We start from the raw sequence: 25,384 nt of genomic DNA, 5'->3' as shown, positions 1-25,384 counted from the left end.
TTCAAGCTAGGGTGGAATGTGGCGGAAAGCCGGCGGATCAGTGAACCTTGCGGCCGCCAACCCAGGTTCCGATCACCTTGCCCTGAAGCCTGCGTCCGTCGAACGGCGAGTTCTTGGATTTGGAATACAGGGCGTCGGCGTCGATGACGACGGGGGCGCCGGGGTCGAACAGGATCAGGTCGGCGGGCGCCCCTTCGCTCAGCACGCCAGCGTCCAGGCCCAGCAGGGCGGCGGGGCCTTGCGTCAAGGGACGCAGCACGTCCAGCAGGTCCAGACCGTCTTCGTGGTGCAGGGTCAGGGCGGCGGGCAGCAGGGTCTCCAGCCCCACGGCGCCGGGCGCGGCCTCGGCGAAGGGGCGGCGTTTGTCCTCGGCGGGGGCAGGGGCGTGGGCCGAGGTGATGACGTCGATCAGGCCGTCGCGCACGGCCTCGATCAGGGCCTGCCGATCGGCTTCGGACCGCAGCGGCGGGTCCAGCCGGTAGAAGGTGCGATAGTCTCCGATGTCCACCTCGTTGAAGCACAGGTGGTTGATCGAGACGCTGACGGCCACCTCCAGCCCCTTGGCGCGGGCGCGGGCCAGAGTCTCCAGCGCGCCTTCGGTCGAGATCTGATCGACCAGAAAACGGGCGCCGGTCTGTTCGACCAGGGCCAGATCGCGCTCCAGACCGATGCGCTCGGCGATGGCGGGACTGCCGGACAGGCCCAGGCGCGTGGCCAGTTCGCCGGATGCGACGACCGCGCCTTCGGTCAGCCAGGGGTCGGACGGGCGGCAGGCGATCAGGGCGTTGAAGGCGGCGGCGTAGCTCATCACCCGCTGCAGGGTGCGGCTGTTGACGATGATCTTGTCGACATCGGTGAAATAGAGGGCGCCGGCCTCGTCCATCAGGCCGATCTCGGCCATGCGTTCGCCGCCCAGCCCCTTGGTCGCCGCGCCCGCCGCACGGACGTTGACAAGGTTCAGGGCCGCGCCGCGCCGCTGCACGAATTCGATCACCGCCGGGTCGTCGATGGCGGGGTCGGTGTCGGGCTGGACGACGATGGTGGTCACGCCCCCGGCGGCGGCGGCCAGACTGGCCGATTTCAGGGTCTCGCGCGGTTCGGCGCCGGGTTCTCCGGTCTTGACGCGAATATCGATCAGGCCGGGCGACAAGCACAGGCCGTCCGCGTCGATGATCTGGTCGGCGTCGAAGTCGGGGGCGGAGCCGTGGACAACGCGGACGAGGCGGCCGTCGCGAACCAGAACGGCGCCCGGACCGTCATAGTCACGGGCGGGGTCCAGGAGGCGGGCGTTGACGATGGCGAGCGTAGCGGCGGCGGTCATCGGGCGTCTCCCCAACGGGCGGAGAGGGAGGCCAGGACGGCCATGCGAGCGGCGACGCCCATCTCGACCTGATCCTGGATCAGCGAGACGGACAGGTCGTCGGCGACGTCGGAATCGATCTCGACGCCCCGGTTCATCGGGCCGGGGTGCATGACCTTGGCGCCGGGCTTGGCCCAGGCCAGCTTCTCGCGGTCCAGACCCCAGAAACGGAAATATTCGCGTGTCGAGGGGACCAGGGCGCCGGCCATCCGCTCAAGCTGAAGGCGCAGCATCATCACCACGTCACAGCCTTGCAGCCCCTCGCGCATGTCGTGGAAGACCTCGCAGCCCCAGCGGTCGGCGTCGCCCGGCACCAGGGTCGGCGGGCCGATCAGGCGCACCCGCGCGCCCATCATCTGAAGCAGGGCGACGTTGGAGCGGGCCACGCGGCTATGGGTAATGTCGCCACAGATGGCGACGGTCAGGCTGGTCACGTCGCCGAAGGCGCGGTGCAGGGACAACAGGTCCAGCAGGGCCTGGGTCGGGTGTTCGTGGCGGCCATCCCCGGCGTTGACCACGGCGCAACCGACCTTCTGGCTGAGCAGTTCCGCCGCGCCCGAGGCCGAGTGACGGATGACCAGGATGTCCGGCTTCATGGCGTTCAGGGTGACCGCCGTGTCGATCAGCGTCTCGCCCTTCTTCACCGAGGAGGAGGCGACGGGCATGGTCACCACATCGGCGCCCAGACGTTTGGCCGCGATCTCGAAGGATGAACTGGTGCGGGTCGAGTTCTCGAAGAACAGGTTCACCACCGTGCGGCCATGCAGCACGTCCAGCGCCTTGGAGGATTGCCGGTTGAAGTCGACGAAGGCGTCGCCCAGATCCAGCAACTGCGGCGTCACGAACGGGTTCAGGTCCGATGCGGCCAGGAAGTGGGATTTCGGGAACGGGACCAACCGGTCGTGGATGGTCTGATCGGTGACTTGAGCGGGCTGGGTCATCGAGACGCGGCTATAGGCGCGAGTCGACTCGAACGCCAGTCAGGTGAAGTGGAACAGGGCCAGCAGGATGGGGATGACCACGGCGCTGCCCACGGTGGTCAGGGCGATGACGCCGGCGATCAGGGGCGCGTCGCCGCCCATCTGCCGAGCCAGGATATAGGAGGCGGCCGAGCCGGGCGCCGCGCCGCAGATCAGGGCTATGCCTTGCGCCAGACTGTCGCCGCCCAGGGCCCAGGCGATGAACCACATCAGCGGCGGCATGACGCCCAGTTTGACCAGGGTGACGGCCGCGATGGTGGCGCGACGACGCTTGATCTCGGCGAAAGACAGACCAGCCCCGGCGACGATCAGGCCCAGCGGCAGGGCGGCGGCGCCCAGCAGGTCCATGGCGTCCGAAAGGCCGGGGATGAGCGGCACGCGCAACAGGTTCAGCGCCAGACCGATCAGACAGGCCAGCAGAATCGGATTGGCCAGCATCGACTTGATCAGGCCGACGACCGACGGCTCGCGGTGCAGCGCGCCCCATTTGGCCAGCACGGCGACGCAGGTGATGTTGGTGACGGGAATGATGAAGGCGATGGCCACGGCGGCCAGGGCCGTGCCTTCCGAGCCGTAAACCGACTGAATCACCGGCACGAAGACGAAGCTGTTCCAGCGGATCACGCCCTGGAAAACGCTGGTGTAGGCCGGGCCGTCCAGGGTGATCAGGGGCTTGGCCGCCAGCGTCGCCGCCGCCACGATCAGGGTCGCCCCGACCGCCGCCGCGCCTGCCACAGTCGCCCCGCCACCCGCCAGATCGGCGTGCCAGATCGCGGGGATCAGGAAGCTGGGATAGAAGATGTTGATCGACAGCTTCTCGATCGGTCGCCAAGCCTCGTCGGGCAGGAAGCCGGATTTTCTGAGCCCATAGCCCAGGGCGATCATCAGAAAGACCGGCAGGACGCCGGCGACCAGGGCCGTCAAATCCAGGTCGCCTGATCCCGCACCCGGTCCAGCGCCCCTTGCAGAATCCAGGCGGCGGCGGTGCGGTCCACGACCTGGGCGCGGCGCTTGCGATTCAGGTCCAGGTCCTCGATCAGGAAGCGTTCGACGGCGCTGGTGGACAGGCGCTCGTCCCAGAAAGCGACGTTGACGGGCCGCAGCCGCTCCAGATTACGGGCGAAGGCGCGGCAGGACTGAGCGCGCGGACCCTCCGTGCCGTCCATATTGACCGGCAGGCCGATGACCAGGGCCGACACCTTGCGGTGGGCCATCAGTTTGAACAGCTGTTCGGCCTCCAACGAGAATTTGGATTTGCGGATCAGCTCCAGCGGCGAGGCGATCAGGCGCGTGGCGTCCGACACCGCGACCCCAATGGTCTTCTCGCCCAGATCCAGCCCCATCCACGGCGTGTTGGGCGAGCAGGCGGCGGGCAGGTCGAGAAGATCGAGAACGGGCACGGCCGGGCGGTAGGCCGCAAACCGCTGGAAGTCAAAGCCGTCGCCTTGTGAATCCGAGGTCGGAAGGCTAATCCCGCCGATACATCCCCTATCGACGTGCATTGGAGGGCCGCATGGCCATCGACGCTGCGACGGTGCGCAAGGTTGCGCATCTCGCCCGCATCAAGACCCCCGAGGACCGGCTGGAGCCGCTGGCGCAGGAGCTGAACGGCATCCTGGCCTGGATCGAGCAGTTGGATCAGGTCGATGTCGATGGCGTCGAGCCCATGACCTCGAACGTCGCCCAGCCCTTGCGTCTGCGTGAGGACGTGGTGACGGATGGCGGCAAGCGCGACGCGGTCCTGTCGAACGCTCCGAAATCGGCCGACGGCTTCTTTGTCGTGCCCAAGGTGGTCGACTGATCATGAGCGACCTGACCAAACTGACCCTGAAGGCGGCCGTCGACGGCCTGAAGGCCAAGGAATTCTCCTCGGCCGAAATCACCCAGGCCTTTCTCACCAATATCCAAGCCTCGAACCCGACCCTGAACGCCTATGTCGAGGTGACGGCGGACAAGGCGATGGACATGGCCCGCGCCTCCGACGCCCGCATCGCCGCAGGCGAGGGCGGGGCGCTGGAAGGCGCGCCGCTGGGGATCAAGGACCTGTTCTGCACCGAGGGCGTGCAGACGACGGCAGGGTCCAACATGCTGCGCGGCTTCGTGCCGCCCTATGAATCGACCGTGACCGCCAATCTGTGGCGCGACGGGGCGGTGATGCTTGGCAAGCTTAACATGGACGAGTTCGCCATGGGCTCGTCCAACGAGACCTCGGCTTTTGGTCCGGTGAAGAACCCGTGGAAGTCGAACGGCTCCAGCGCCGAACTGACGCCGGGCGGTTCGTCGGGCGGTTCGGCCTGCGCCGTCGCGGCGGACCTTTGTCTGGCCGCGACCGCGTCGGACACTGGCGGCTCGATCCGACAGCCCGCCGCCTTCACCGGCACGGTGGGCATCAAGCCGACCTATGGCCGCGCCAGCCGGTTCGGCATGGTGGCCTTCGCCTCGTCGCTGGATCAGGCCGGGCCGATCACCAAGACGGTCGAGGATGCGGCCCTGCTGCTGCAATCCATGTGCTCGTTCGACGCCAAGGATTCGACCAGCCTCGACGTCTCGACGCCGGATTGGACGAAATCAGTCGGTCAGTCGGTCAAGGGCTTGCGCATCGGCGTGCCGCGCGAATATGTCGTGGACGGGATGCCGGCCGAGATTCAGGCCCTGTGGGACCAGGGCGTGGCCTGGCTGAAGGACGCCGGTTGCGAGATCGTCGAGATCAGCCTGCCGCACACCAAATACGCCCTGCCGACCTATTATATCGTGGCGCCCGCAGAGGCCTCGTCCAACCTGGCCCGGTATGACGGGATGCGGTTCGGACACCGGGCGGACGACTTCAAGTCGCTGGATGATCTTTACGCCACCTCGCGCGCGGAAGGCTTCGGCAAGGAAGTCCAGCGTCGTCTGACCATTGGCGCCTATGTGCTGTCGGCCGGTTTCTACGACGCCTATTACGTCAAAGCGCTGAAGGTACGTCGCCGCATCGCCGAGGACTTCGACAATGTCTGGGGTCAGGTGGACGCCATACTGACGCCGTCGACGCCGTCGGCCGCCTTCGCGCTGGGCGACAAGCAGATCGACCCCCTGACCATGTATCTGAACGACGTCTTCACGGTGACGACCAATCTGGCCGGTCTGCCGGGGATTTCGGTGCCGGCGGGCGTGGATTCCGGCGGTCTGCCGCTGGGTCTTCAGGTTATCGGCAAGGCGTTGGACGAGGCCACGGTGTTTCAGGTCGGTGCGGCGCTGGAACGTGCGGCGGGGTTCACCGCCAAGCCGGGCCGCTGGTGGTAGGTCGTCCAGCGTAGGAAGGTCGCATTGACGCCCGCGCCCGGCGGGCGTCTGATGGCTCCCAAAGACGAGGCCTTTGGGAGCCGAGCATGGGCGAGCGCGCAGGAAACGACCACCGCAGCCTGATCAAACAGGTGCTGGACGATGGGGCCGGGCCGGCCCGCTCCGCCCTGGCGGCGTCGTGGCGGCGGTCGATGACCCTGTATGGTCTGGACCCTGAAAACCAGGGTCAGGTCGTCACCGTGACGGACGGCCAGCTTCGCGCCGCCCGCGAGGCGATGCAGCCGGTGACGCAGGCGGCGCAGGGCGTGCTGGACCGGTTGTTCCTGGCCGTGGGCGACGCCGGATGCTGCGTCCTGCTGTGCGACGCCTCGGGCGTGCCGGTCGAGCGCCGGGGCATGGCCAGCGACGACGACACCTTTCATCGCTGGGGCCTGTGGCCCGGCGCCGTCTGGTCCGAGGCGGTCGAGGGCACCAACGGCATCGGCACGGCCCTGGCCGAAAAGCGGCCGGTGACCATCCACCGCGACCAGCATTTCCATGCGCGCAACATCGGTTTGAGCTGTTCCAGCCATCCGATCTACGACCATCTGGGGCGACTGGCCGGCGCCTTGGACGTATCCTCGTGCCGGGCGGATCAGACCGAGGCCATGCTGGGCCTGATCACCGCCGCCGTAGCCGATGCGGCGCGCGCCATCGAGGCCCAGGCCTTCCGCAAGGCTTTTGCCGAAGCCAGGATCGTCCTGGCCGGCGATGTGGTCGAGCGCAACACGGCGGCCCTTCTGGCGGTGGATCGCGACGACCTGGTGGTCGGGGCCACGCGGGCGGCGCGACTGGCCCTGTCGATCACGGACGAGCGGATCGCGGGACAACTGGCGGCGTCGGAGGTTCTGGGCGGCGGCTCAATCGAGGCGGACCTTCTGGAGGCCGAACGCGGGGCGGTCCGGCGGGCGCTGGCGCTGAACAACGGCAATGTGTCGGCGGCGGCGCGGGGCCTGGGCGTCAGCCGCGCGACCCTGCATCGCAAACTGCATCGACTGGGCCTGGCGGGCGCCGCCCACTGAGCCGACCTGTCGCAAACCTGCGACAGGTTTGCAACGCACCATGAGCCGCCGGTCTGGCGCGCGCGTCCTTCGAGGACGAGCTTCCGGTCCCAACGACGTCGACAAGCGACGCCCGAGGAACACGTCAGGAAGCATCATGACCAAGCCCGAATTCATCCGCGCCGCGACCCCCAAATACAAGGCGCGCTATGACAACTTCATCGGCGGCCAATGGGTCGCCCCCGTCAACGGCCGCTATTTCGAGAACACCTCCCCGGTGAACGGCCGCGTCCTGTGCGAAGTCGCACGTTCGGACGCGGCCGACGTCGAACTGGCGCTGGACGCCGCCCACGCCGCCAAGGACGCCTGGGGCAAGACCAGCCCCGCCCAGCGCGCCCTGATCCTGAACCGCGTCGCCGACCGGATCGAAGCCAATCTTCAGGCCGTCGCCGAAGCCGAGACCTGGGACAACGGCAAGCCGGTCCGTGAGACCCTGGCCGCCGACATCCCCTTGGCCGTTGACCATTTCCGCTATTTCGCCGGATGCATCCGTGCGCAGGAAGGCGGGATTTCGGAACTGGATAACGACACCGTCGCCTACCACTTCCACGAGCCGCTGGGCGTGGTCGGCCAGATCATTCCGTGGAACTTCCCGATCCTGATGGCCGCTTGGAAGATCGCCCCGGCCCTGGCGGCGGGCAACTGCATCGTGATGAAGCCGGCCGAACAGACCCCGGCATCGATCCTGCTGGTCATGGAACTGATCCAGGACATCCTGCCTGCGGGCGTGCTGAACATCGTGTCCGGCACCGGCGCCGAGGTCGGCGAGCCGCTGGCCACCAATCCGCGCATCGCCAAGATCGCCTTCACCGGCTCGACCGCCGTTGGCCAGAAGATCATGGAATATGCGACCAAGAACATCATTCCGGTGACGCTGGAGCTGGGCGGCAAGTCGCCGAACATCTTCTTCAAGGATGTGATGGATCACGACGACGCCTTCCTGGACAAGGCGCTGGAAGGCTTCGCCATGTTCGCGCTGAACCAGGGCGAGGTCTGCACCTGCCCCAGCCGGGCCCTGGTGCATGAGGACATCTATGACGCCTTCATCGAGAAGGCGATCGCGCGGGTGAAGGCGATCAAGCAGGGCGATCCGCTGGACCCCGAAACCCAAGTCGGCGCCCAGGCGTCGGACCAGCAACTCAAGAAAATCCTGGGCTATCTGGACATCGGCAAGGCCGAGGGCGCCGAGGTCCTGACGGGCGGCGAGCAGGCGGTGCTGAAGGACGATCTGTCCGGCGGCTTCTATGTCGAGCCGACCGTGTTCAAGGGCACGAACAATATGCGGATTTTCCAGGAGGAAATCTTCGGCCCGGTCCTGGCCGTGACCACCTTCAAGACGCTGGAAGAAGCCATCGAAATCGCCAACGACACCGAATACGGCCTGGGTGCGGGCGTCTGGTCGCGCGACATGAACACCGCCTATCGCGCTGGCCGCGCCATTCAGGCCGGACGGGTCTGGACCAACTGCTATCACCAGTATCCGGCCCACGCGGCCTTCGGCGGCTACAAGAAGTCGGGCATCGGGCGTGAGAACCACCGGATGATGCTGGATCACTATCAGCAGACCAAGAACCTGCTGGTCAGCTACAGCCCCGACAAGCTGGGCTTCTTCTGATCTGAATCAAGGATGGCCGATACCGGATCGGCCATCCTCGTCCTGCACGTCGAACCACTCCCACGACGCGCAAAACTCCCCGGCGGACGGGCCGGTGTCCTGCTTTCGGCCTGTCCGTCGCCTTCCCTTTGAAATCGAGGAGACGTTCCATGCCCAAGACCATGAAGGCCGCTGTCGTGCGTGAGTTCGGCAAGCCGTTGACCATCGAGGAAGTCGCCGTGCCCCAGCCGGGACCCGGCCAGATCCAGGTCAAGATCGAAGCGTCCGGCGTGTGCCACACCGATCTGCACGCCGCTGAAGGCGACTGGCCCGTCAAACCCAACCCGCCGTTCATCCCCGGCCATGAAGGCGTCGGCTACGTCTCGGCCGTGGGGGCGGGGGTCAAGCTGGTCAAGGAAGGCGACCGGGTGGGCGTGCCCTGGCTTTATTCGTCGTGCGGCCATTGCAAACACTGCCTGGGCGGTTGGGAAACCCTGTGCCACGAGCAGGAGAACACCGGCTATTCCGTCAATGGCGGTTTCGCCGAATACGCCATCGCCGATCCGAACTACGTCGGCCACCTGCCGGCCAATGTCAGCTTCAACGACATCGCCCCGATCCTGTGCGCGGGGGTGACGGTCTACAAAGGCCTGAAGATGACCGAGACCAAGCCGGGGGATTGGGTGGTCATCTCGGGCATCGGCGGTCTGGGCCATGTCGCGGTTCAATACGCCAAGGCCATGGGCATGAATGTCGCAGCGGTTGATGTGGACGACGCCAAGCTGGACCTGGCCCGGCGTCTGGGCGCGACCGTGACGGTCAACGCCAAGACCTCCAACGATCCCGCCGCCGACATCAAGGCCCAGACGGACGGGGGCGCCCAAGGCGTGCTGGTCACCGCCGTCTCGCCCAAGGCGTTCGAGCAGGCGGTCAACATGACCTCGCGCGGGGCGACCATCGCGCTGAACGGTCTTCCGCCCGGCGACTTCCCGCTGTCAATCTTCGACATGGTGCTGAACGGCACGACGGTGCGTGGCTCCATCGTGGGCACGCGGCTGGACCTGCAGGAGGCGCTTCAGTTCGCCGCCGACGAAAAGGTCAAGGCGACGGTTTCCGTCGAGCCGCTGGAGAACATCAACGACATCTTCCAGCGGATGCACAAGGGCCAGATCGAGGGCCGGGTGGTGATGACCATCAACTGATCTGATATCGATCAGCCATTGAAAGGGGCGGCCGGACGATCCGGCCGCCCCTGTTCTTTGTCCATAGCCCCTAAATCAGGCGGCCGGGATGGCCTTCAGATCGGCGTCGATGGCTGCGATCTTTTCGTCGGTGATGTTGCCCTGAGAGAAGGGCGCGACCTGACGCAGGGTCATGCCCTTGAACTGGGCGTAGGCGGCGTGACGGTCGATACCCGGCAGGTGTTTGTCCAGCACGGCCTTGGTCGCCGGATCGGCCACCAGCGCCTCGATGGTGCTGTCGATGGTGGGATGGGCGCCCTGATGGCCGGCGGCGTGATGGCCGGCGGCGTGATGCTCGTGTCCGGTCGACGGGGCGGTAGCGGGGGCGGGGGTGGTCTGGGCCGAGGCGGCGCCGACCGCCAGAAGGGAGGCCGCGGCGGCGGCGAACAGGGTCTTGGTCATCGAAATCTCCGTTGAGAAGCGGAAGTTGATCCCCTTTCGCGACATCATCAAGACAGCCCCCTTTCTCGGCGCCGACGAGGGCGCTAGGACGAACCCATGACCGACACTGTTTCGAATGCGAAAACCATCAAGGGCCGCACCGGCGATTGGGAAATCGTCATGGGGCTGGAAATCCACGCCCAGGTGGCGTCCAGGGCCAAGCTGTTCTCAGGGGCCGCCGTCGGCTTTGGCGCGGGGCCGAACGAGCAGGTGTCGCTGGTGGATGCGGGTTTCCCCGGCATGTTGCCGACCCTGAACAAACACTGCGTCGAACAGGCGGTGAAGACGGGTCTGGGCCTGCGCGCGCAGATCAATCGCCGCAGCCAGTTCGACCGCAAGAACTATTTCTATCCCGACCTGCCGACCGGCTATCAGATCAGCCAGCTCTATTACCCCATCGTGGGCGAGGGCGTGGTCGAGGTGGAGGCCGAGGACGGCAGCTTCTTCAATGTGGGCATCGAGCGCCTGCACCTGGAGCAGGACGCCGGCAAGTTGATCCACGATCTGTCGCCGACCGAAAGCTATGTCGATCTGAACCGGGCGGGCACGGCGCTGATGGAAATCGTGTCGCGACCCGACCTGCGCACGCCCGAAGAGGCGGTGGCCTATGTCAAGAAAATCCGCACCATCCTGATCTATCTGGGCACCTGCGACGGCGACATGGAGAAGGGCAATCTGCGCGCCGATGTGAACGTGTCCGTCTGCCGCGCGGGCAACTACGACAAGTTCAAGGAAACGGGCGATTTCAGCTTCCTGGGCACGCGCTGCGAGATCAAGAACGTCAACAGCTTCCGCTTCATTTCTCAAGCGATCCAGTATGAGGCGCGCCGCCAGATCGAGATTCTAGAAGACGGCGGTTCGATCACGCAGGAAACCCGCCTGTACGACGCGACCGCAGGCGAAACCCGTTCGATGCGCTCCAAGGAAGAAGCTCAGGATTACCGCTATTTCCCCGATCCCGACCTGCTGCCGCTGGACTTGGAACAGGCCTGGATCGACGACATCAAGGCGTCTCTGCCTGAACTGCCCGACGACAAGCGCAAGCGTCTGATGGCCGACTATGGCCTGTCGCAATACGACGCCATCGTGCTGATCTCGGAACAGGCCAAGGCGGATTATTTCGAAGAGGCCGCCAAGGGGCGAGACGCCAAGCTGGTGTCCAACTGGGTCACGAACGAGGTTTCGGCCCGTCTGGCGGCTGACGGCAAGGATTTCAGCGACAATCCGTTGCCCGCCGCCCATGTGGCGCAACTGGTCGAGCTGATCGAGACGAAAGTCATCTCGTCCAAGATCGCCAAGGAGGTGTTCGATCACGTCTGGAACGAAGAGGGTTCGCCGGCCGAGGTGGTCGAGAAGCACGGCTTGAAACAGGTGACGGATACTGGCGCCATCGAGAAGGCCGTCGATGACATCATCGCCGCCAACCCGGACAAGGCGGCGGCGGTGGCCGAAAAGCCCCAGGCTATCGGCTGGTTCGTCGGTCAGGTCATGAAGGCCACGGGCGGCAAGGCCAATCCGGCCGCCGTCAACGACATCCTGAAGGCTAAACTGGGCCTCTGAGGTCTGAGCCGCGACAAAAGATAAGGCCCCCGCAGATCGCTCTGCGGGGGCCTTTTCGATACCGGCTCAGGTCGTGGGCGGGATCGTCGGGGCGGGCGGAGCCGGAGGCGCGGGCGGGGCGGACGGTTCGGGGAATTCCGGCGGTGCAGATGGCGCGTTCGGATCGACCGGCGGCGGGGGAGGCGGCGCAGGCTCTTCGACCGGCGGTTCCGGCGGCGCGGGCGGAATGGACGCGTCCGGCTGCGAAGGCGGCTGGGGCGAGGGGGGGTGCGGTCCCGTGTGATCCACGGGCGGGGGAGGAGGGGCTGACGGTGCGGTGGGCGCTTCCTGCGCCATCGCGGCGCCGGTCAGCAACAGGCTGGAAGCCATGGCGGTCAAGGCGATCTTCATCTGAATATCCTTCCGTGAGGGGCGTCTTGAAAAGTCATGCGTCGCCGGGGATGCGACAACAGTAAGATCGTCGTCCATCACGGCCGTTTTTGGCCCTCACCATTTCAAGACTATAGGGAGCGCGTTGCTGTTTGTATTGCGCACCCAAGACGAAGATCACAAAACCGGCGGCGTCGAACACTGATCAAGGCATCATATATTCAGTGTCCCGCGCCGCGTCGGCAGGTCAAGAGATCGACATGGTTGGCATCCTGGCGACATCTAAACGGCGCAGGATTAGCCTCCAGCGCAAGAAAAAGGCCCGACAGCCAGGGGTGTCGGGCCTGAAGGACAAAAATATTGCCGACGATCACCAGCGCCAGGCGTCTCGGACAACATCGATAATATAGCCGTCGTATTCGTCGATCAGATACAGGCCGTTATCGACAGACACCCAGCGCGTTCCAGGCGGTGGATAGCCCAGGCCGTAGGTGCGCCAGTCCTGAAGCTGATAGCGCCAGAAGGCTTGAGGCAGATATTGGCCCACGGACCAGTTGCGACCCCAGTAGGACCGAGGGACGCTGTAGTAGCCCCAGCCCGGCGCGAAATAGAAGCCCGCACGAAAGCCGTCATAGCTGCTGAAGCGATTGTCGTTGCGCCACCAGTCGGTGCGACGGTCCCGATAGAAGTCGCGCCGCCAGCGCTCGGCGTCGAACCGCTGACGGAACTCGCGGCGCATACGTTCGCGTTCGCGGTCGTTGTTCCAATCCGGACGGGGCCGATCCGGTCGATTCCAGCCGTCTGGCCGATCAGGCCGGTTCCAGCCCCCGTCGGGACGTCCAGGACGCGGGCCGCCGGTATTCGGGCGATCCGGCCGGTTCCAGCCGCCTTCCGGCCGGTCAGGGCGCGGGCCGCCTGTGTTCGGTCGATCGGGTCGGTTCCAACCGCCTTCTGGCCGGTCAGGACGCGGGCCGCCTGTGTTCGGTCGATCGGGTCGGTTCCAACCGCCTTCTGGCCGGTCAGGACGCGGGCCGCCGGTGTTCGGTCGATCAGGCCGGTTCCAACCGCCTTCGGGCCGCTCAGGACGCGGACCGCCGGTGTTCGGTCGATCAGGCCGGTTCCAACCGCCTTCGGGCCGCTCAGGACGCGGACCGCCAGTGTTTGGGCGATCGGGCCGGTTCCAGCCGTCTTCGGGCCGGTCAGGACGCGGGCCGCCAGTGTTTGGGCGATCGGGTCGGTTCCAGCCGCTCGGCCGGTCGGGGCGCGCGGCGTCGGTGTCGGGACGCGCAGGGCGGTCAAAGCGGGGTTGGCTCTCTCGCGTCGTCGCGGGACGGTCTGGTCGATCAGCACCGTGCGCCGGACGTTCCCGACGCGGCGCAGGCTGTTCCGTGGCGTCCTGGGCCAGGGCTTGAAGCGGGGCAGACAGAGGGCCGCCGACAGCGGCGATGGCGGTGAAAGCCATCAGGAGGCGTTTCATGGTCTTCGTGTTCCTGCACGCCGGTTGTCCGGCGGCTTGGGATGACGATGCGGCCGTGTCGATGAACCCAGACTGAACATGGTTTTCAGCGGCACTAGCTCATGAGAAAGGCTCCGCAGAGATCTGCGGAGACTCTCAAAACCGGCGTGGCAAGGGCTTAATAGACGCCGGACATGACGCTGGCGATCAGCCCTGTGGCCACGGCGACCAGCAGGATGTCATTGTCGGCATGGACGTAGCGATAGCCGCGTGGAGCCTCGCGCAGACCGTAAACATACGGATCGCGGACATAGTAGCTGCGGTATTGGGACGGCAGATATCCGCCGGTGCGCCAGCGATAACCGGCGTAACGCGGCTCGACGCGATAATAGCCGTAGCTGGGCGCATACCAATAGCCGGCGCGCGGCCCATTGTAGCCGCGGAAGTCCGCACGGCCACGCCACCAGTCCCGATTGTTGCGGTCCCAACGGTCGTTGCGCCAATCGCGGCGGTCGTCGCGACGCTCGTCCCAATAGTCGCGGCGATCATCGCGGCGGTCACGACGGTAATCGCCGCGATCGGCGTAACGACCCTCGCGCCAGTCGCGACGATCATCGCGGCGTTCGTGGCGGAAGTCGCGGCGGTCCTGACGATATTCGCGGCGGTCGCGCTCCTGCGCCTGAACGAGCATCGGCACGGCGGACGTCGAAAGGGCCAGGGCGACGATGGCGGCCTTGGTGAGGCGATTCATCTAGGTGCTCCATTTCTGGGCGGCCGACGACGACGCCGGATCAACCCGTTGATGACGATCAGGTTCGCGCCCGGCGGCTGAATGCCCGCTGAATGGCGCGGTCAGGTTCCCGGCCCCGGCACCGGCTTTTCGAGTCGTGGATCATCGGCGAGTATTCATTTTTGCTTTACTCAAAATCCGGCCAGCCAGCGTTCGCTGTTAACTTTAACTTCAAACCGCCGGTATTTGATGAGGTCTCATAAGGCGGGGCCAGAACGGCGCCCGTTCAGGAGATACGGTGATGAACGCGCAAGAACTGGCGCACGATCTGCAGGCTCAGGACGAGGGGCTGCCGCTGCCGACGCCGGATATGTCCGGCGACGACCTGTTCAAGTTGGGCATGATGTATTCGGCCGGATCGGGCGGTTGTCCAATGGACCGGGTGTCGGCCCATATGATCTTCAACCTGGCGGCCATGAAAGGCTCGGTCGAGGCGCGCGTCTATCGTCGCGAGATGAGTATGGAGATGGAGCGCGAGGAGATCGCCGAGGCTCAGAAGGCCGCGCGGCGCTACATCGATCAGGGCGTGGTGCAATTGGTCGCCTGACCGACGTACCTGGGCGCCGTCAGAACTGAGCTAGGCCGTTGCCGCGCGTGCCGTTGATCGAATAGCTGAAGCCGACGGGCAGGGCGGCGCGAACCTGTGTGAAGAAGGCCGCCAGTTCGCCCAGTGTCGAGCGCGGCACGAACAGGATATCGCTGCGCCTCAAAGGCACGACCTCGCCGCGCCTCGGCCGCAGATCGACGACCCGCATCATGCGTGACCCGCCCGGACCACGGCGGATCAGGGCCACCTGATCCGGCCGAGAGGTGGGCGCGAAGCCGCCGGCCTGAATGATCGCCTGATAGGCCTCCAGGTCGCCGACCATCTCGAAGACGCCGGGCGTCCTGACCTCGCCATCGACCCAGACGCGGATCGGCCCGGCCTGGCGCAGGGCGACCTCGACAACAGGCCGGATCAGTTGGGACGCATAGGCGCCCGAAAGGGTCTGTTGCAGTTGGGGCAGGGTTTGATCCGCCGCCATCACTGAACCGATCAGGGGCAGGGCGATGCGACCATCCGGTCCGATCTTGACCGTGCGCGTCAACTCCGCCGCCGTCGGCGTGGCCACCTCGATCTCGTCGCCCGGATAGAGCAGATACTCCGGCTCTCGATCCGTCCATTGCGCGAAGGGGACGCCCGCGAGGTCGCTGTCCCGGCGCGGTCCGTCGAAGGAGGAACGCGATGCGCCCGCGCCGCCGCCGCACGCCGCCAGCGAGGCCGCGAGGGAGGCTGAACCCAGGGTCAGCAAAAACAGGCGGCGATCAGACAGCATGGGAATCGGTCGGCCCTTGAGCGGCGGTTGGATGCAGCGTCGTCCGTTATGGGTAATCATCGGTTAACGCCGGTGGGCGAAGGGTGCGGCAACAGGCTTCTAAGGGATTCGGGTCGCCCGATGCGTTCCACGGCATACGTCACGGCAAGACCGCGCTACGGCGTGCTGGACGTGATCGGCCTGCTGTTTCGCGAACTGCTACTGATGATCCTGGTTTTCGTGGTGATCCTGGGGTTGGGCTTCGCGGCGGCGATGACGCTGAAGAAGAGCTACACCGCCACCGGATCTGTCTTCGCCGGCGTCGGCCAGGAATATGTCTATCAGCCGCGGGTCGGCACGGCGGAACGGGGCCAGGCGCCGCAAGGCGATGAAGTCGCCAACTCCGAAGCCGCCATCCTGGGTTCCAGCGCCGTGCGTCAGAAGGTCGTGCAGGCCTTGGGCCCGGCGGCCATCCTGGGCGAGCCCCCGAAGGGCGGGCCGCAGCGGGCGCAGGTCGCCGCAATCAAGGCGGTGGGCAGCAGCCTGGGCGTCGCCACGGCGCCCGGCAGCGCGGTGATCCATCTGACCTACAAGGCCGACGATCCCGAGCGCGCAGCGCGGGTGCTGAACGCCATCATCGAACAATATCTGATCTATCGCCGCGAAGTCTTTCAGGACAAGACGCCGGCCATCGCCAGCCAGCGCGTCGCCTTCGAGGACGAACTGGGCGACGCGGACCGGGCGTACGAGAGTTTCCTGACCTCCAACCAGATCGGCGACTTCGCAGCGGCCAAGGCCACTTTGGCGGCGACCTATCAGAGCGTCTTCACCGACCGGATGTCGACACAGAGCCAGTTGAACCAGACCAGCCAGCGGTTGAACACCCTGGTCGCGCAACAGGCGGGGACGCCGGCCGAAGTGGCGTTGCAACAGGATCTGAACATCTCGGCCCAGGACCAGGTGCTGCAACTGCGGACAGAGCGCGAGCAGTTGTTGTCGCGCTATCAGCCCGACGCCCAGCCGGTGAGGGACATCGAGGCGCGCATCAGCCAGCTCCAGGCCTATGTCTCGACCGGGACGGCGGTGGGGGCCAAGGAGGTCCGCACCGGTCCCAATCCCGTCTGGACCGAGTTGGAGACCAACCGCATCAACACGCGGGCCGAGCGGGATTCGCTGGCGGCGCGCCTGTCGGTTCTGGATCGGCAGTTGAACGACATTCGCGCCCGTCAGGCGCGGCTGACCGCGCTTGAATCCGAGAACACGACACTGGCTGGCAATCGCGAGGTGCTGAGCGCCTCGATCCGCGAATTCCAGCAACGCGAGACCCAAAGCCGAGCCGACAACGCCCTGGTCGCCGCCGGCGCCGACAATGTCACCGTCATCGAACGCGCCCAACCGCCCTCGACAGGCAAGAGCCTGAAAATCCCGCTGCTGGCGGCAGTCTTCCTGTTCGCGGGCTTCACGGCCCTGTGCATCGGCTTGCTGCGGGTGTTCACGCGGCGAGGCTTCACCACCCCGGCATCGGTCGGCCGGACGCTGGACATGCCGGTCCTGGCCGTCGCGCCGGCGAAGGCGGCCTGATCGCAGCCGTGCTAGGCTAGGGGTTCGAGGGAGCGCCTTGGCGATTCGATGGTCGATCTGACTTCAGAAATGGCGGGTCTGTGGGCGGCGCTGGGACCGGCGCCGGCCTATCGTGCGCGCGTGATCCAGTTCGCCGCCGCCGCGACCGGAGAGGGCGTCTCGACCGTAGCGCGCGAGTTCGCCCGACTGGCGGCTGTGCGGGCCAGGAAACCGGTGTGGCTGATCGACGGCGATCTGGCCCAGCAGGGACAGATGGAGGCCGTGTCGGCAGAGCCGGATCGGTTCGGCCAGATCGGCAAGGCGGCCCAGGCGTCGCCCGACGGCTCCAGTTTCTACGCTGTGACGCCGCGCGTCACGGGCCGCGACGGCAAGCCGGTGCCGGATGCGCGCCTTCTGACCGCCCGGTCCTGCCTGGGCGGCCGGCTGTGGGTGACGCATTTCCATATGGAAGCCCTGCGATCCGGGCATCGGGTCGAGGCGCTGGGCGATCCGCGCTATTGGGAAGCGCTGCGTCCCCACGCGGACACCATCGTCATCGATGCGCCAGCCGCTGACCGGAACGACATGGCCATCATCCTGGCCCCCTTCGTCGACACCACCGTCCTGGTGGTCGCAGCCGAAAGCACGGCGGCAAGCGCGCCGGTGATCCTGCGCGACGAGATCGAGGCGGTGGGGGGACGTATGGCCGGGGTGGTGATGAACCGCTCGACCTACCGCCCGCCGGGATTCCTGCAGCGTCTTGCGGGCTGAGACCAAATCACGCGGCGCCGGATAACATCGCCGCACCATACAGTTTCGGCTCGAACGCCTTGGTCCAGAAGACCTTGCCGAGGCCCCGGGCGCAGCGATCATAGGTATGGGCGCGATCCGGGCGTCGCAGGATGGCGGACAGCAGCGACAGGGCGCCCCAGAAGCCGGTCTGAGCCAGGCCGACCAGCATCCATTTGACGACGCCGGGCCAATCGCCCCGGTCGGCCGCCATCTGACTGGGGCTCTGGCCATAGGCGAAGGCGCGGGTCAGGGCGTAGCGCAGGGTGGCGCGGTGCGTGGGCGCAAACTCGTCGACCCAGGCTCCGGCCGCCCAGCCGAAGCGGCCGCCGCGCATCATCAGGCTGGTGAACAGACGGTCGTCCTCGCCGCCTGTCTCGTTCATCGCCACGTCGAACGGCGCGTCGCCGGGAAGGGCGGCGGTGCGCACCATCAGGCTATTGCCGCAGCCGTGGATGTCGTCGGTCAGACCGGTGGTGTCCGGTCCGTCTCGGCCAAAAAACCGCTCCAGATAGGCCGTGGTCCAGCCGGTGTTTTCCGGCACGCGGCCGCGAATGGGACCGAACACGACATCCGCGCCGGTTTGGGCCTGCGCATCCAGCAGGGCCGCCAGCCAGCCGGGCGAGGCCGCCTCGTCGTCGTCCAGAAAGGCGATCAGGGGCGCATCCGTCGCGGCCAAACCGACATTGCGCGCGGTCGCCACGCCTGGAACCGGCGCATGGGTATAGATCAACGGGACCGGCGCCTGGACCTCCAGTCTTTTGATAAGGGGCGCGGCCGAACCCTCGGGGTCGTTGTCGGCGACAACCACGGCGCCGATGCGATCCAGCGACCCGACCTGACCAAAGACCGAGCGCAGGGCGCGCTCCAGACTCTCCGGGCGGCGCAGGGTGGGGATGATGACGGCGACGTCTGCGGCCATCAGATCGCGTCCGCATAGACGGCGGCGCGATAGAGCCTCAGCGCAAAGGCGCGCGTTTTGATCGGCAGCACGGTCGTCAACGCGGCCTGTTTCATCAGACGGCGTGCGGCGGGCAGCAGGGGCAGGCGCTTCAGCGTCCGCGCGGCGCGATAGCTGGGATAGGTCTGGACGATGGCGGGGTGCAGGGTGACGACGCGGGCGAAGTTGGCCGCGCCCTGATCGAACTTGCGCGCCAGATCCTGAACCGTATCCAGGCCCATGTGCGTCGCCGAATTGTCGATGTGGACCACGGAGAAACGGCGAGAGACCCGCATGGCCCATTCCACATCCTCCCACCCCCAGCCGGTGAAGCCGGGATCGAAGGATTCGGCGGCGAAGACGTCGCGGCGAACCAGCAGATTGGACGTATAGACGTATTTCTCGGGCGTCAGGGCGCGGGTCGCGGCGGGCACGCACTCTGACGCCGCCGACAGGGCGCGATGAACGGCGAAACGCGCGTCTGTCGGGGCCTGATCCAGGGAAAAGCCGCCAAAGGCCGCCGCCGGATCGGTCTCGGAGACCAGAGCGAGCCAGGTCTGGAGGAAGCGCGGCGTGTCCGGCCGCATGTCGCTGTCCAAAAACAGATAGGCGTGTCCCCGGGCGGCCAGGGTCAGGCGGTTTCGACCGCGCGCACGACCTTCATTGGCGGGCAGGCTGATCAGGCGGGCGGGCAGGCGCAGGGCATCGGCCGTGGCCCGAAGCCGCTCGGTCAAGGCTGCGTCAGCCGTGCCGTCGTCCAACAGGATCAGTTCGACCGCACCGTCCAAGGCTTTGGCCTCTCGATCCAGCAAATCCATCAGCGCCTGCGGATCGTCGCGCAGGAAGGGAACCAGGACCGAGATCGTCGGTTTGGCGCCCGCCCAGGCGGCGTTGTCGTGGATGGCGGCCCCGGTCATGCGGTCACACGGCGTCGGGCCTGGATCAGGCGGTTCAACACGTCGCGCACCCCAGCGGCGTTCAGCGTCAGCGCCGCGGCGGCATAGACCAGCCCGCCCACGCCGGCGTCCATGACCAGCTCGATCAGCCCCCCCAACGGCGGCAGAACCAACACCACAGCCCCCATGACGGCCGACGCCAGGCCGCAACGGACCAGAGCGTCCCACGGCACGGGCAGGGCGATGGCGCGGCGGCTGAGCAGCAGACAGGCGACCAGGCCGATGGCGAAGCTCGCGGCCGTGGCTATGGCGGCCCCGACGACGCCCAGACGCGGGATCAGCACAAGGTTCAGCACCACGTTGCACAGCGCCGGGACGGCCATCGTCACCAGCAGCAGCCCGGTCTTCTTGCCCAGGGTGAAGCCGAAGCCGAAATAATAGGCGATCAGGCCCGACAGGAAGGACGAGGCCGCGATCCAGGGCGTAACCAGGGCGGCGGCGTCCCTCAGATCGCGCCCGATCATCAGTTCCGCCATCGGTCGCGCGACCAGCGACAGGCCGACCGCGGCCGGCAGGCCGACGAGTATCAGGGTCGAACCCTGCTCCAGCGCGGTCTTGCGAAGCGCCTCGCGCCCCCCGCGCTCCAGCGCCATGACCATGGCCGGCGCCCCTGCCGCGCCCAGCCAGATGAAGATGACGTCCAGCGTCCGGTTCGCCAGACTATAGCTGGCGTGATAGGCGCCGACCGCCGCCGCATCCATAAAGCCGGCCAGCAGGAAACGGTCGGTCGAGGCCAAGACAAGGGCCAAGGTCAACGAGGCCGCGATCGGATAGCCATAGGCGGCATAGGCCCGCAGCCGCGCGCGATCGACCGTTCCACCCCTCGTCTGGCGCAACTCGCCGGGCAGGATGAAGGGCAGGGCGAACAGGGGGGCGATGGCCAGGCCCAACAACGGCGAAGCCGCGCCCGCCCCCGCCACGGCGAACGCGGCCCCGACCAGGAAGCCCAGCACGGCGAGCAGAATATCGACCCCCGCGGCCTTGGACACTTCGCCCGCCGCGCGGAACCGCTCCTGCGCCAGCTTGGCCAGGTTGCGCACAGGCACGCCCGCCAGTCCGACGGCGACCGCGACCTTGAACGCCGGCGTCAGGGGCGCCAGCCAAACGACCAGGGCCGCGACGGGGATGAAGACGGCGATGATGGCGAAGGAGGTGCGATACAGGCTGGCGAAATGGACGGCCAGGCCCTCCGGCGTCCGCTCCGCCGCCCAGAACCGCGCCATCGACGCCTCCAGCCAGCTGAAGGTCACCGTATGGGCCAGGGTCGTCACCGAAAACGCCAGGGCGTAATGCCCGAAGTCGGCGGGGCTGAGCAGGCGCGTGAAGACATAGAGGGTCAGGAATCCAACCACCCCCTGGACGATCTGGGCGGGCAGATAGCCCCAGACGCCGCGCCAGAACATGCGTTGCTCGCTCAACGCACGGCCGCCCGGTCGCCCAGCAGGACGGGGATGGTCACCGCGATGATCCAAAGATCCAGCCAGAAGGACTGACGCTCGACATATTCGATGTCCAGTTGCACGCGCTCACGCACCTGGGCCTCGGTGTCCACCGGGCCGCGCGACCCCTTGATGGCGGCCCAGCCGGTCATGCCGGGCTTGATGCGACAGCGGTGAGCGTATTCGGCCACCAGCAGGGCGGATTCGGTTTCGCCGGTCTTCATGCCGATGGCGTGCGGACGGGGGCCGACCAGAGACATTTCACCCGACAGGACGTTGAAGATCTGAGGCAGCTCGTCCAGGCTGGTGGCGCGGATGAAACGGCCCACGCGGGTCACGCGGTCGTCGTGGGGGCAGACTTGGCGCGATGCGGTGGCGTCGGCGGCCTCATGGCGCATTGAGCGGAACTTCCACACCACGATGCTCTCGTGATTGAAGCCGTGTCGACGCTGGCGGAAAAGGATGGGGCCTGGGCTGTCCAGACGCACGGCCACGGCGACAATGGCCATGATCGGCGCGGCCGCGACCAGGGCCAGCGCGCCGACCAACAGATCCTGCATGCGCTTGTTGAACGCACGGCGATCACGATCGATGGGTCCGTCCAGCGCAGCCAGGGGCGCATTGGCCAGGCGGTTCAGCACCCCGTCGCGGCCCAATTCCGAGTCGACCAAAACCGTCAGCGGATTGGGCAGGGTCTGCAGCCGCTGTGTAAGGTCGCGCACCCTTTGGCCAGCCTCGGGATCGATGGCCAGCACGATTCGGTCGATATAGGGCATAATCCGGTGGGTCATCAGGGCGTTGGCGTCGCCCAGAACCGGCACGCCGGCGACACTTTGCGGAGCGCGGGCCAGCCGGTCGTCGAACACGCCCAACACGTTCATGTCCCGACGTTCCAGCGCCTGTTCGATCAGGGTCTGTGCGTTTCGGGTCGCGCCGACCACGACGATATTGGGCGACAGGGCGCCCTGTCGCCGCCACCTGGCGATCAACCCCAGCCAGACGCCATGAAGACAGACCAGGATGACGGCGAGCGCCGCTGCCCAGGCGCCGACCCTGTCCAGATCGTCTGCGCTCAAAGCCCAGCACGCCAGCAGAGCGCCGCCCCCGGCGATCAGTCCACACGCGGCGACGCCGGCCAGATGCAGCGGCCAGGTCTGGTCGCGTGCGAATCGATAGAGCTGAAACGCCCGTAACGCGGCAAGCGCCGCGGCCGCGCCCAACACCAGCGGCGCAACCTCGGCCATCGTCAGCGCGCCCAGTGTGGAGGGGCGAACCGCAAAGACCGCCGCCAGGGTCACCCCGATCACGGCCAACACGTCGATCAGTCGGAAATAGTGGGCCGACAGCCGCACCGCCGAACGCTGGCGCGCGTTCAGCCAGACCTCGGGCCGGAATGGTCCCCGGGCGGCGCGAGCCTTGTCCGGCGCGGCGCCATCCTGGCCCGGTGCGCGGGCGGTGGGACTGTCGGGGCGGTCGAGCATCGGGGTCCGGGGCCGTTTGACGAAACGCCATTATGCCGCGTGGGCCTCTATGTCGCGTTAACATGCGGGCTTTCGCGCGAACCGGATTGCGCGACGCATCAGCCTCCGCTATCGACGCCCTCGCAGGAGACGTGGCCGAGTGGCTGAAGGCAACGGTTTGCTAAATCGTCGTACCGGGTAACCGGTACCGAGGGTTCGAATCCCTCCGTCTCCGCCATTGCCTGTCGCCTTCCCGTTTCGCGAGAACAGGTCTTACAGCGTCGTCCTTAGCGCGAGATACTTCCAACTATTGCGCATAGTCCCGTAACTCCGTGGGCTTTTGGGCGCCGCGGTTCGGACGCGTCAATTTAACACGACGCTTCATGGCTTTGATCCGGCTTTGTCCGGGCGCAGGTGGTCGCCAACCTGCGAAGGTGAGGAAGGCAAAGCCGTCGCCCCGGGCCCGGCGTGATTCGACAACTAGCGCGTCTTCAGCTCCGCCACACCGCGATTAGCCAGTTGGTCCGCGCGTTCGTTCAGTTCGTGGCCGGCATGGCCCTTGACCCAGCGCCACTTGACGTCGTGACGCGAACGGGCGGCGTCCAGCCTCTGCCACAGGTCGGCGTTCTTGACCGGCTTCTTGTCGGCGGTCAGCCAGCCGCGCGCCTTCCAGCCGCGCATCCATTCTGTGATTCCCTGCATGACATATTTGCTGTCGGTGTGCAGCTCAACCTTGCAGGGGCGTTTCAGGGCCTCGAGCGCCATGATGGCGGCCATCAGCTCCATGCGATTGTTGGTGGTGTTGGCCTCGCCGCCCCACAATTCCTTTTCATGACCGCCGCCCGTCTGGAGCACAGCGCCCCAGCCGCCGGGGCCGGGATTGCCCTTGCAGGCGCCGTCGGTGTGGATGATGACGTGATCGGAGGGACTCATGGTCGCGCAGGCCTACAGCCTCCCTTGGCGGGACGCCATGACTGCGCCTATATGCGGTTCGAATAAGAGTGGATGGGATCGGATGACCGGTCCCCGCGAGGAGAATACGCCATGGGCTCCATGAGCATCTGGCATTGGGCCATCGTCATCGTCGTGGTCGCGCTGCTGTTCGGCGGGCGCGGCAAGCTGTCGGGCATCATGGGCGACGCCGCCAAGGGCATCCGCGCCTTCAAGGACGGCCTGAAGGACGAGGACAAGAAGGACGGTCCGCACGAGGGCGTCAGCTCGCTGCCGCGCACCGAGACGGAAAAGGAAGAGCTGAAGCGCTAGTCGTCTGTAAGGGTTGACGCATGGGCGGGCTCGCCCCCGGAGTGGGGGGTTTCGAATTAGTGGTGATCGGCATCGTGGCCCTGCTTGTGGTGGGGCCAAAGGATTTGCCGATCCTGATGCGACGGGTGGGCCAGATGGTGGCCAAGGCGCGCGCGATGGCCAATGAATTCCGCACCAGTTTCGACGAAATGGCGCGCCAATCCGAACTGGACGAACTGCGCAAGGAGGTCGAGGCGCTGAGAACGGGGCAGGGGGCCATGTATCCCCTGGGCGCCGAGGCTGACGCGGCCTTCAAGGACATTCACGCCGGACTGAACGCCCCGGCGTCATCGACGCCGTTGCCGGCGCCCGCGCCTGAAGCGCCGGTGATGACGCCGGCTGCGGATGAATGGCCCGATACAGGCGCGGCGTCGGACGCCGAACCCGCCGTGGCGTCTGCCGCCAAACGTAAGCCGACCGTGAAAAAGGCTGCGGCCAAGACAGCGACCGTCGCCAAGGCCAAGGCGCCAAAGACACCTTCGACAAAGCCGAAGGTGGCAAAGCCAGTTGCGACACAGGCCAAGACATCCTCGGCCAACGCCGCCAAACCTAGGGTCGCGCGCAAGAAGGCTGTCGATCTTTGACCTTTTCCGATCGTGACGAAGCCGAAATCGAGGCGTCGCGCGCCCCTTTGATGGACCATTTGATCGAGCTGCGTCGGCGGCTGCTCATCTGCGTCGTGGCCTTTGCGGTCGGCTTCATCGGCTGTTTCGCCTTTTCCGAGCCGATCTATCTGTTTCTGGTCAAGCCGTTCGTGGCGGCCCAGGCCTTCTATTCGTCGGTCGGACCGCATGGTCATGTGTCGCCGCTGGACCTGATCCTGGGGACGGCGGGGCTAAAGGCCTTGCCCCACGTCAACGGCCATACGGTCAATCTGATCTATACGGCGCCGCTGGAAATCCTGTTCACCAAGATGAAGCTGGCGGGCTTCGGCGCGGTCTTCGTGGCCTTCCCCGTGCTGGCCTGGCAGCTGTATCGTTTCGTCGCGCCGGGGCTTTACCGCAACGAGCGGGGCGCCTTCCTGCCGTTCCTGGTGGCGGCGCCGGTGTTGTTCCTGCTGGGCGCGGCGCTGGTCTATTTCGTCATGCTGCCCTTCGTCATGTGGTTCTCGCTGAGCCAGCAGATCATCGGCGACGGGGTGGCGGCCAATCTGCTGCCCAAGGTGTCGGACTATCTGAATCTGGTGACGGCGCTGCTGCTGGCGTTCGGCCTGTGCTTCCAGCTGCCGGTCGTGATGACGCTGTTGGGCATGGCGGGGCTGATCAATTCCAAACTGATGTCGTCCGGCCGTCGCTACGCCATCGTCGCGGTTGTGGTGGTCGCCGCCGTCGTGACCCCGCCCGATCCGATCAGCCAACTGATGCTAGCCGTGCCCATGGTGCTGCTCTACGAGGTGTCGATCTGGTGCGTGCGGCTGATCGAACTGCGTCGCCGGAAAGCCGATGCGCTGGAAGCCGAGATCGCCTGATC

At 66.5% G+C, this 25,384-nt stretch carries 26 protein-coding genes and 1 tRNA gene; 13 read left to right on the top strand and 14 right to left on the bottom strand.

What is annotated here, in order from left to right; translation table 11 throughout:
* Positions 1-37: 37 nt before the first annotated feature.
* The 4 genes from pyrC to ruvX are packed head-to-tail and all read right to left on the bottom strand — an operon-like array spanning position 38 to position 3,740.
* Positions 38-1,321: a dihydroorotase gene (pyrC, locus tag P0Y50_12480; protein WEK39347.1), complete on the bottom strand. Its 1,284-nt coding sequence runs from the start codon at positions 1,319-1,321 to the stop codon at positions 38-40.
* Positions 1,318-2,301 carry an aspartate carbamoyltransferase catalytic subunit gene (locus P0Y50_12475; protein ID WEK39346.1) on the bottom strand — a complete coding sequence of 328 codons (984 nt, stop codon included), beginning with the start codon at positions 2,299-2,301 and terminating at the stop codon, positions 1,318-1,320. Before P0Y50_12475 ends, pyrC begins: the two co-directional genes overlap by 4 nt.
* Positions 2,302-2,340: 39 nt before the next feature.
* Complete coding sequence (locus P0Y50_12470) at positions 2,341-3,264, bottom strand: AEC family transporter (GenBank protein ID WEK39345.1); 924 nt, start codon at positions 3,262-3,264, stop codon at positions 2,341-2,343.
* On the bottom strand, positions 3,261-3,740 hold the full coding sequence (gene ruvX / locus P0Y50_12465) for a Holliday junction resolvase RuvX (GenBank protein ID WEK39344.1): 480 nt from the start codon (positions 3,738-3,740) through the stop codon (positions 3,261-3,263). The genes P0Y50_12470 and ruvX overlap by 4 nt, the downstream gene beginning before the upstream one ends.
* A 113-nt stretch (positions 3,741-3,853) precedes the next feature.
* Between ruvX and gatC the strand changes: the two genes are divergently transcribed.
* From gatC to adhP, 5 genes are all read left to right on the top strand, one after another.
* The gene (gatC, locus tag P0Y50_12460; protein ID WEK39343.1) at positions 3,854-4,141 is read left to right on the top strand and encodes an Asp-tRNA(Asn)/Glu-tRNA(Gln) amidotransferase subunit GatC; all 288 of its coding nucleotides are present in this window, start codon (positions 3,854-3,856) and stop codon (positions 4,139-4,141) included.
* Between the two features lie 2 nt (positions 4,142-4,143).
* A complete protein-coding gene (gene gatA / locus P0Y50_12455; GenBank protein WEK39342.1) occupies positions 4,144-5,622 on the top strand; it encodes an Asp-tRNA(Asn)/Glu-tRNA(Gln) amidotransferase subunit GatA in 1,479 nt (492 codons plus the stop codon).
* 86 nt (positions 5,623-5,708) lie between these two features.
* Positions 5,709-6,683, top strand: a complete 975-nt coding sequence (locus P0Y50_12450) for a GAF domain-containing protein (GenBank protein WEK39341.1) — start codon at positions 5,709-5,711, stop codon at positions 6,681-6,683.
* 136 nt (positions 6,684-6,819) lie between these two features.
* Positions 6,820-8,337 carry an aldehyde dehydrogenase gene (locus tag P0Y50_12445; protein ID WEK39340.1) on the top strand — a complete coding sequence of 506 codons (1,518 nt, stop codon included), beginning with the start codon at positions 6,820-6,822 and terminating at the stop codon, positions 8,335-8,337.
* 149 nt (positions 8,338-8,486) lie between these two features.
* On the top strand, positions 8,487-9,518 hold the full coding sequence (adhP, locus tag P0Y50_12440; protein ID WEK39339.1) for an alcohol dehydrogenase AdhP: 1,032 nt from the start codon (positions 8,487-8,489) through the stop codon (positions 9,516-9,518).
* Positions 9,519-9,593: 75 nt separating this feature from the next.
* Here adhP and P0Y50_12435 read toward each other — a convergent pair whose 3' ends face one another.
* Complete coding sequence (locus tag P0Y50_12435) at positions 9,594-9,959, bottom strand: hypothetical protein (protein WEK39338.1); 366 nt, start codon at positions 9,957-9,959, stop codon at positions 9,594-9,596.
* A gap of 96 nt (positions 9,960-10,055) precedes the next feature.
* Here P0Y50_12435 and gatB point away from each other — a divergent pair, with 96 nt between their 5' ends.
* On the top strand, positions 10,056-11,558 hold the full coding sequence (gatB, locus tag P0Y50_12430) for an Asp-tRNA(Asn)/Glu-tRNA(Gln) amidotransferase subunit GatB (GenBank protein WEK39337.1): 1,503 nt from the start codon (positions 10,056-10,058) through the stop codon (positions 11,556-11,558).
* 66 nt (positions 11,559-11,624) lie between these two features.
* On the opposite strand, the gene P0Y50_12425 is transcribed toward gatB, so the two are convergent.
* From P0Y50_12425 to P0Y50_12415, 3 genes are all read right to left on the bottom strand, one after another.
* Positions 11,625-11,948 carry a hypothetical protein gene (locus P0Y50_12425; protein WEK39336.1) on the bottom strand — a complete coding sequence of 108 codons (324 nt, stop codon included), beginning with the start codon at positions 11,946-11,948 and terminating at the stop codon, positions 11,625-11,627.
* Between the two features lie 349 nt (positions 11,949-12,297).
* A complete protein-coding gene (locus tag P0Y50_12420) occupies positions 12,298-12,666 on the bottom strand; it encodes an RcnB family protein (protein ID WEK39335.1) in 369 nt (122 codons plus the stop codon).
* Positions 12,667-13,561: 895 nt separating this feature from the next.
* Complete coding sequence (locus tag P0Y50_12415) at positions 13,562-14,134, bottom strand: RcnB family protein (protein ID WEK39334.1); 573 nt, start codon at positions 14,132-14,134, stop codon at positions 13,562-13,564.
* 280 nt (positions 14,135-14,414) lie between these two features.
* On the opposite strand from P0Y50_12415, the gene P0Y50_12410 reads away from it, so the two are divergent.
* On the top strand, positions 14,415-14,720 hold the full coding sequence (locus tag P0Y50_12410) for a sel1 repeat family protein (GenBank protein WEK39333.1): 306 nt from the start codon (positions 14,415-14,417) through the stop codon (positions 14,718-14,720).
* A 19-nt stretch (positions 14,721-14,739) separates the two neighbouring features.
* Here the strand turns inward: P0Y50_12410 and P0Y50_12405 are convergent, their stop codons facing one another.
* Positions 14,740-15,489 (bottom strand): polysaccharide export protein, encoded by a 750-nt coding sequence (locus P0Y50_12405; GenBank protein WEK39332.1) that lies wholly within the window; start codon positions 15,487-15,489, stop codon positions 14,740-14,742.
* 120 nt (positions 15,490-15,609) lie between these two features.
* Between P0Y50_12405 and P0Y50_12400 the strand changes: the two genes are divergently transcribed.
* Together P0Y50_12400 and P0Y50_12395 are read left to right on the top strand one after the other, a co-directional pair.
* Positions 15,610-17,049 carry a Wzz/FepE/Etk N-terminal domain-containing protein gene (locus P0Y50_12400; protein WEK39331.1) on the top strand — a complete coding sequence of 480 codons (1,440 nt, stop codon included), beginning with the start codon at positions 15,610-15,612 and terminating at the stop codon, positions 17,047-17,049.
* Between the two features lie 48 nt (positions 17,050-17,097).
* The gene (locus P0Y50_12395; protein ID WEK39330.1) at positions 17,098-17,799 is read left to right on the top strand and encodes a hfsB; all 702 of its coding nucleotides are present in this window, start codon (positions 17,098-17,100) and stop codon (positions 17,797-17,799) included.
* Between the two features lie 7 nt (positions 17,800-17,806).
* On the opposite strand, the gene P0Y50_12390 is transcribed toward P0Y50_12395, so the two are convergent.
* The 4 genes from P0Y50_12390 to P0Y50_12375 are packed head-to-tail and all read right to left on the bottom strand — an operon-like array spanning position 17,807 to position 22,633.
* Complete coding sequence (locus tag P0Y50_12390; protein ID WEK39329.1) at positions 17,807-18,739, bottom strand: glycosyltransferase family 2 protein; 933 nt, start codon at positions 18,737-18,739, stop codon at positions 17,807-17,809.
* Positions 18,739-19,674 carry a glycosyltransferase gene (locus P0Y50_12385; GenBank protein ID WEK39328.1) on the bottom strand — a complete coding sequence of 312 codons (936 nt, stop codon included), beginning with the start codon at positions 19,672-19,674 and terminating at the stop codon, positions 18,739-18,741. The genes P0Y50_12390 and P0Y50_12385 overlap by 1 nt, the downstream gene beginning before the upstream one ends.
* Positions 19,671-21,116 (bottom strand): lipopolysaccharide biosynthesis protein, encoded by a 1,446-nt coding sequence (locus P0Y50_12380; GenBank protein WEK41573.1) that lies wholly within the window; start codon positions 21,114-21,116, stop codon positions 19,671-19,673. Before P0Y50_12380 ends, P0Y50_12385 begins: the two co-directional genes overlap by 4 nt.
* 11 nt (positions 21,117-21,127) lie before the next feature.
* Positions 21,128-22,633, bottom strand: coding sequence for an exopolysaccharide biosynthesis polyprenyl glycosylphosphotransferase (locus tag P0Y50_12375; protein WEK39327.1), 1,506 nt, complete (start codon positions 22,631-22,633; stop codon positions 21,128-21,130).
* 125 nt (positions 22,634-22,758) lie between these two features.
* Here P0Y50_12375 and P0Y50_12370 point away from each other — a divergent pair.
* A tRNA-Ser gene (locus tag P0Y50_12370) sits at positions 22,759-22,850 on the top strand.
* A 242-nt stretch (positions 22,851-23,092) separates the two neighbouring features.
* On the opposite strand, the gene rnhA is transcribed toward P0Y50_12370, so the two are convergent.
* The gene (rnhA, locus tag P0Y50_12365) at positions 23,093-23,545 is read right to left on the bottom strand and encodes a ribonuclease HI (GenBank protein ID WEK39326.1); all 453 of its coding nucleotides are present in this window, start codon (positions 23,543-23,545) and stop codon (positions 23,093-23,095) included.
* Between the two features lie 111 nt (positions 23,546-23,656).
* Between rnhA and P0Y50_12360 the strand changes: the two genes are divergently transcribed.
* From P0Y50_12360 to tatC, 3 genes are read left to right on the top strand one after another with little or no spacing between them, the layout of a single operon-like run.
* Positions 23,657-23,875 carry a twin-arginine translocase TatA/TatE family subunit gene (locus P0Y50_12360; protein WEK39325.1) on the top strand — a complete coding sequence of 73 codons (219 nt, stop codon included), beginning with the start codon at positions 23,657-23,659 and terminating at the stop codon, positions 23,873-23,875.
* A 20-nt stretch (positions 23,876-23,895) separates the two neighbouring features.
* Positions 23,896-24,498 (top strand): Sec-independent protein translocase protein TatB, encoded by a 603-nt coding sequence (gene tatB / locus P0Y50_12355; protein ID WEK39324.1) that lies wholly within the window; start codon positions 23,896-23,898, stop codon positions 24,496-24,498.
* Between the two features lie 50 nt (positions 24,499-24,548).
* Positions 24,549-25,382: a twin-arginine translocase subunit TatC gene (gene tatC, locus P0Y50_12350; GenBank protein WEK39323.1), complete on the top strand. Its 834-nt coding sequence runs from the start codon at positions 24,549-24,551 to the stop codon at positions 25,380-25,382.
* Positions 25,383-25,384 lie beyond the last annotated feature (2 nt).

Origin of the sequence: Candidatus Brevundimonas colombiensis, from assembly GCA_029202665.1 — a bacterium.
Taxonomy (GTDB): domain Bacteria; phylum Pseudomonadota; class Alphaproteobacteria; order Caulobacterales; family Caulobacteraceae; genus Brevundimonas; species Brevundimonas colombiensis.
The sequence above is the reverse complement of the archived record's forward strand: the minus strand, read 5'-3'. Positions and strand labels throughout refer to the sequence as shown.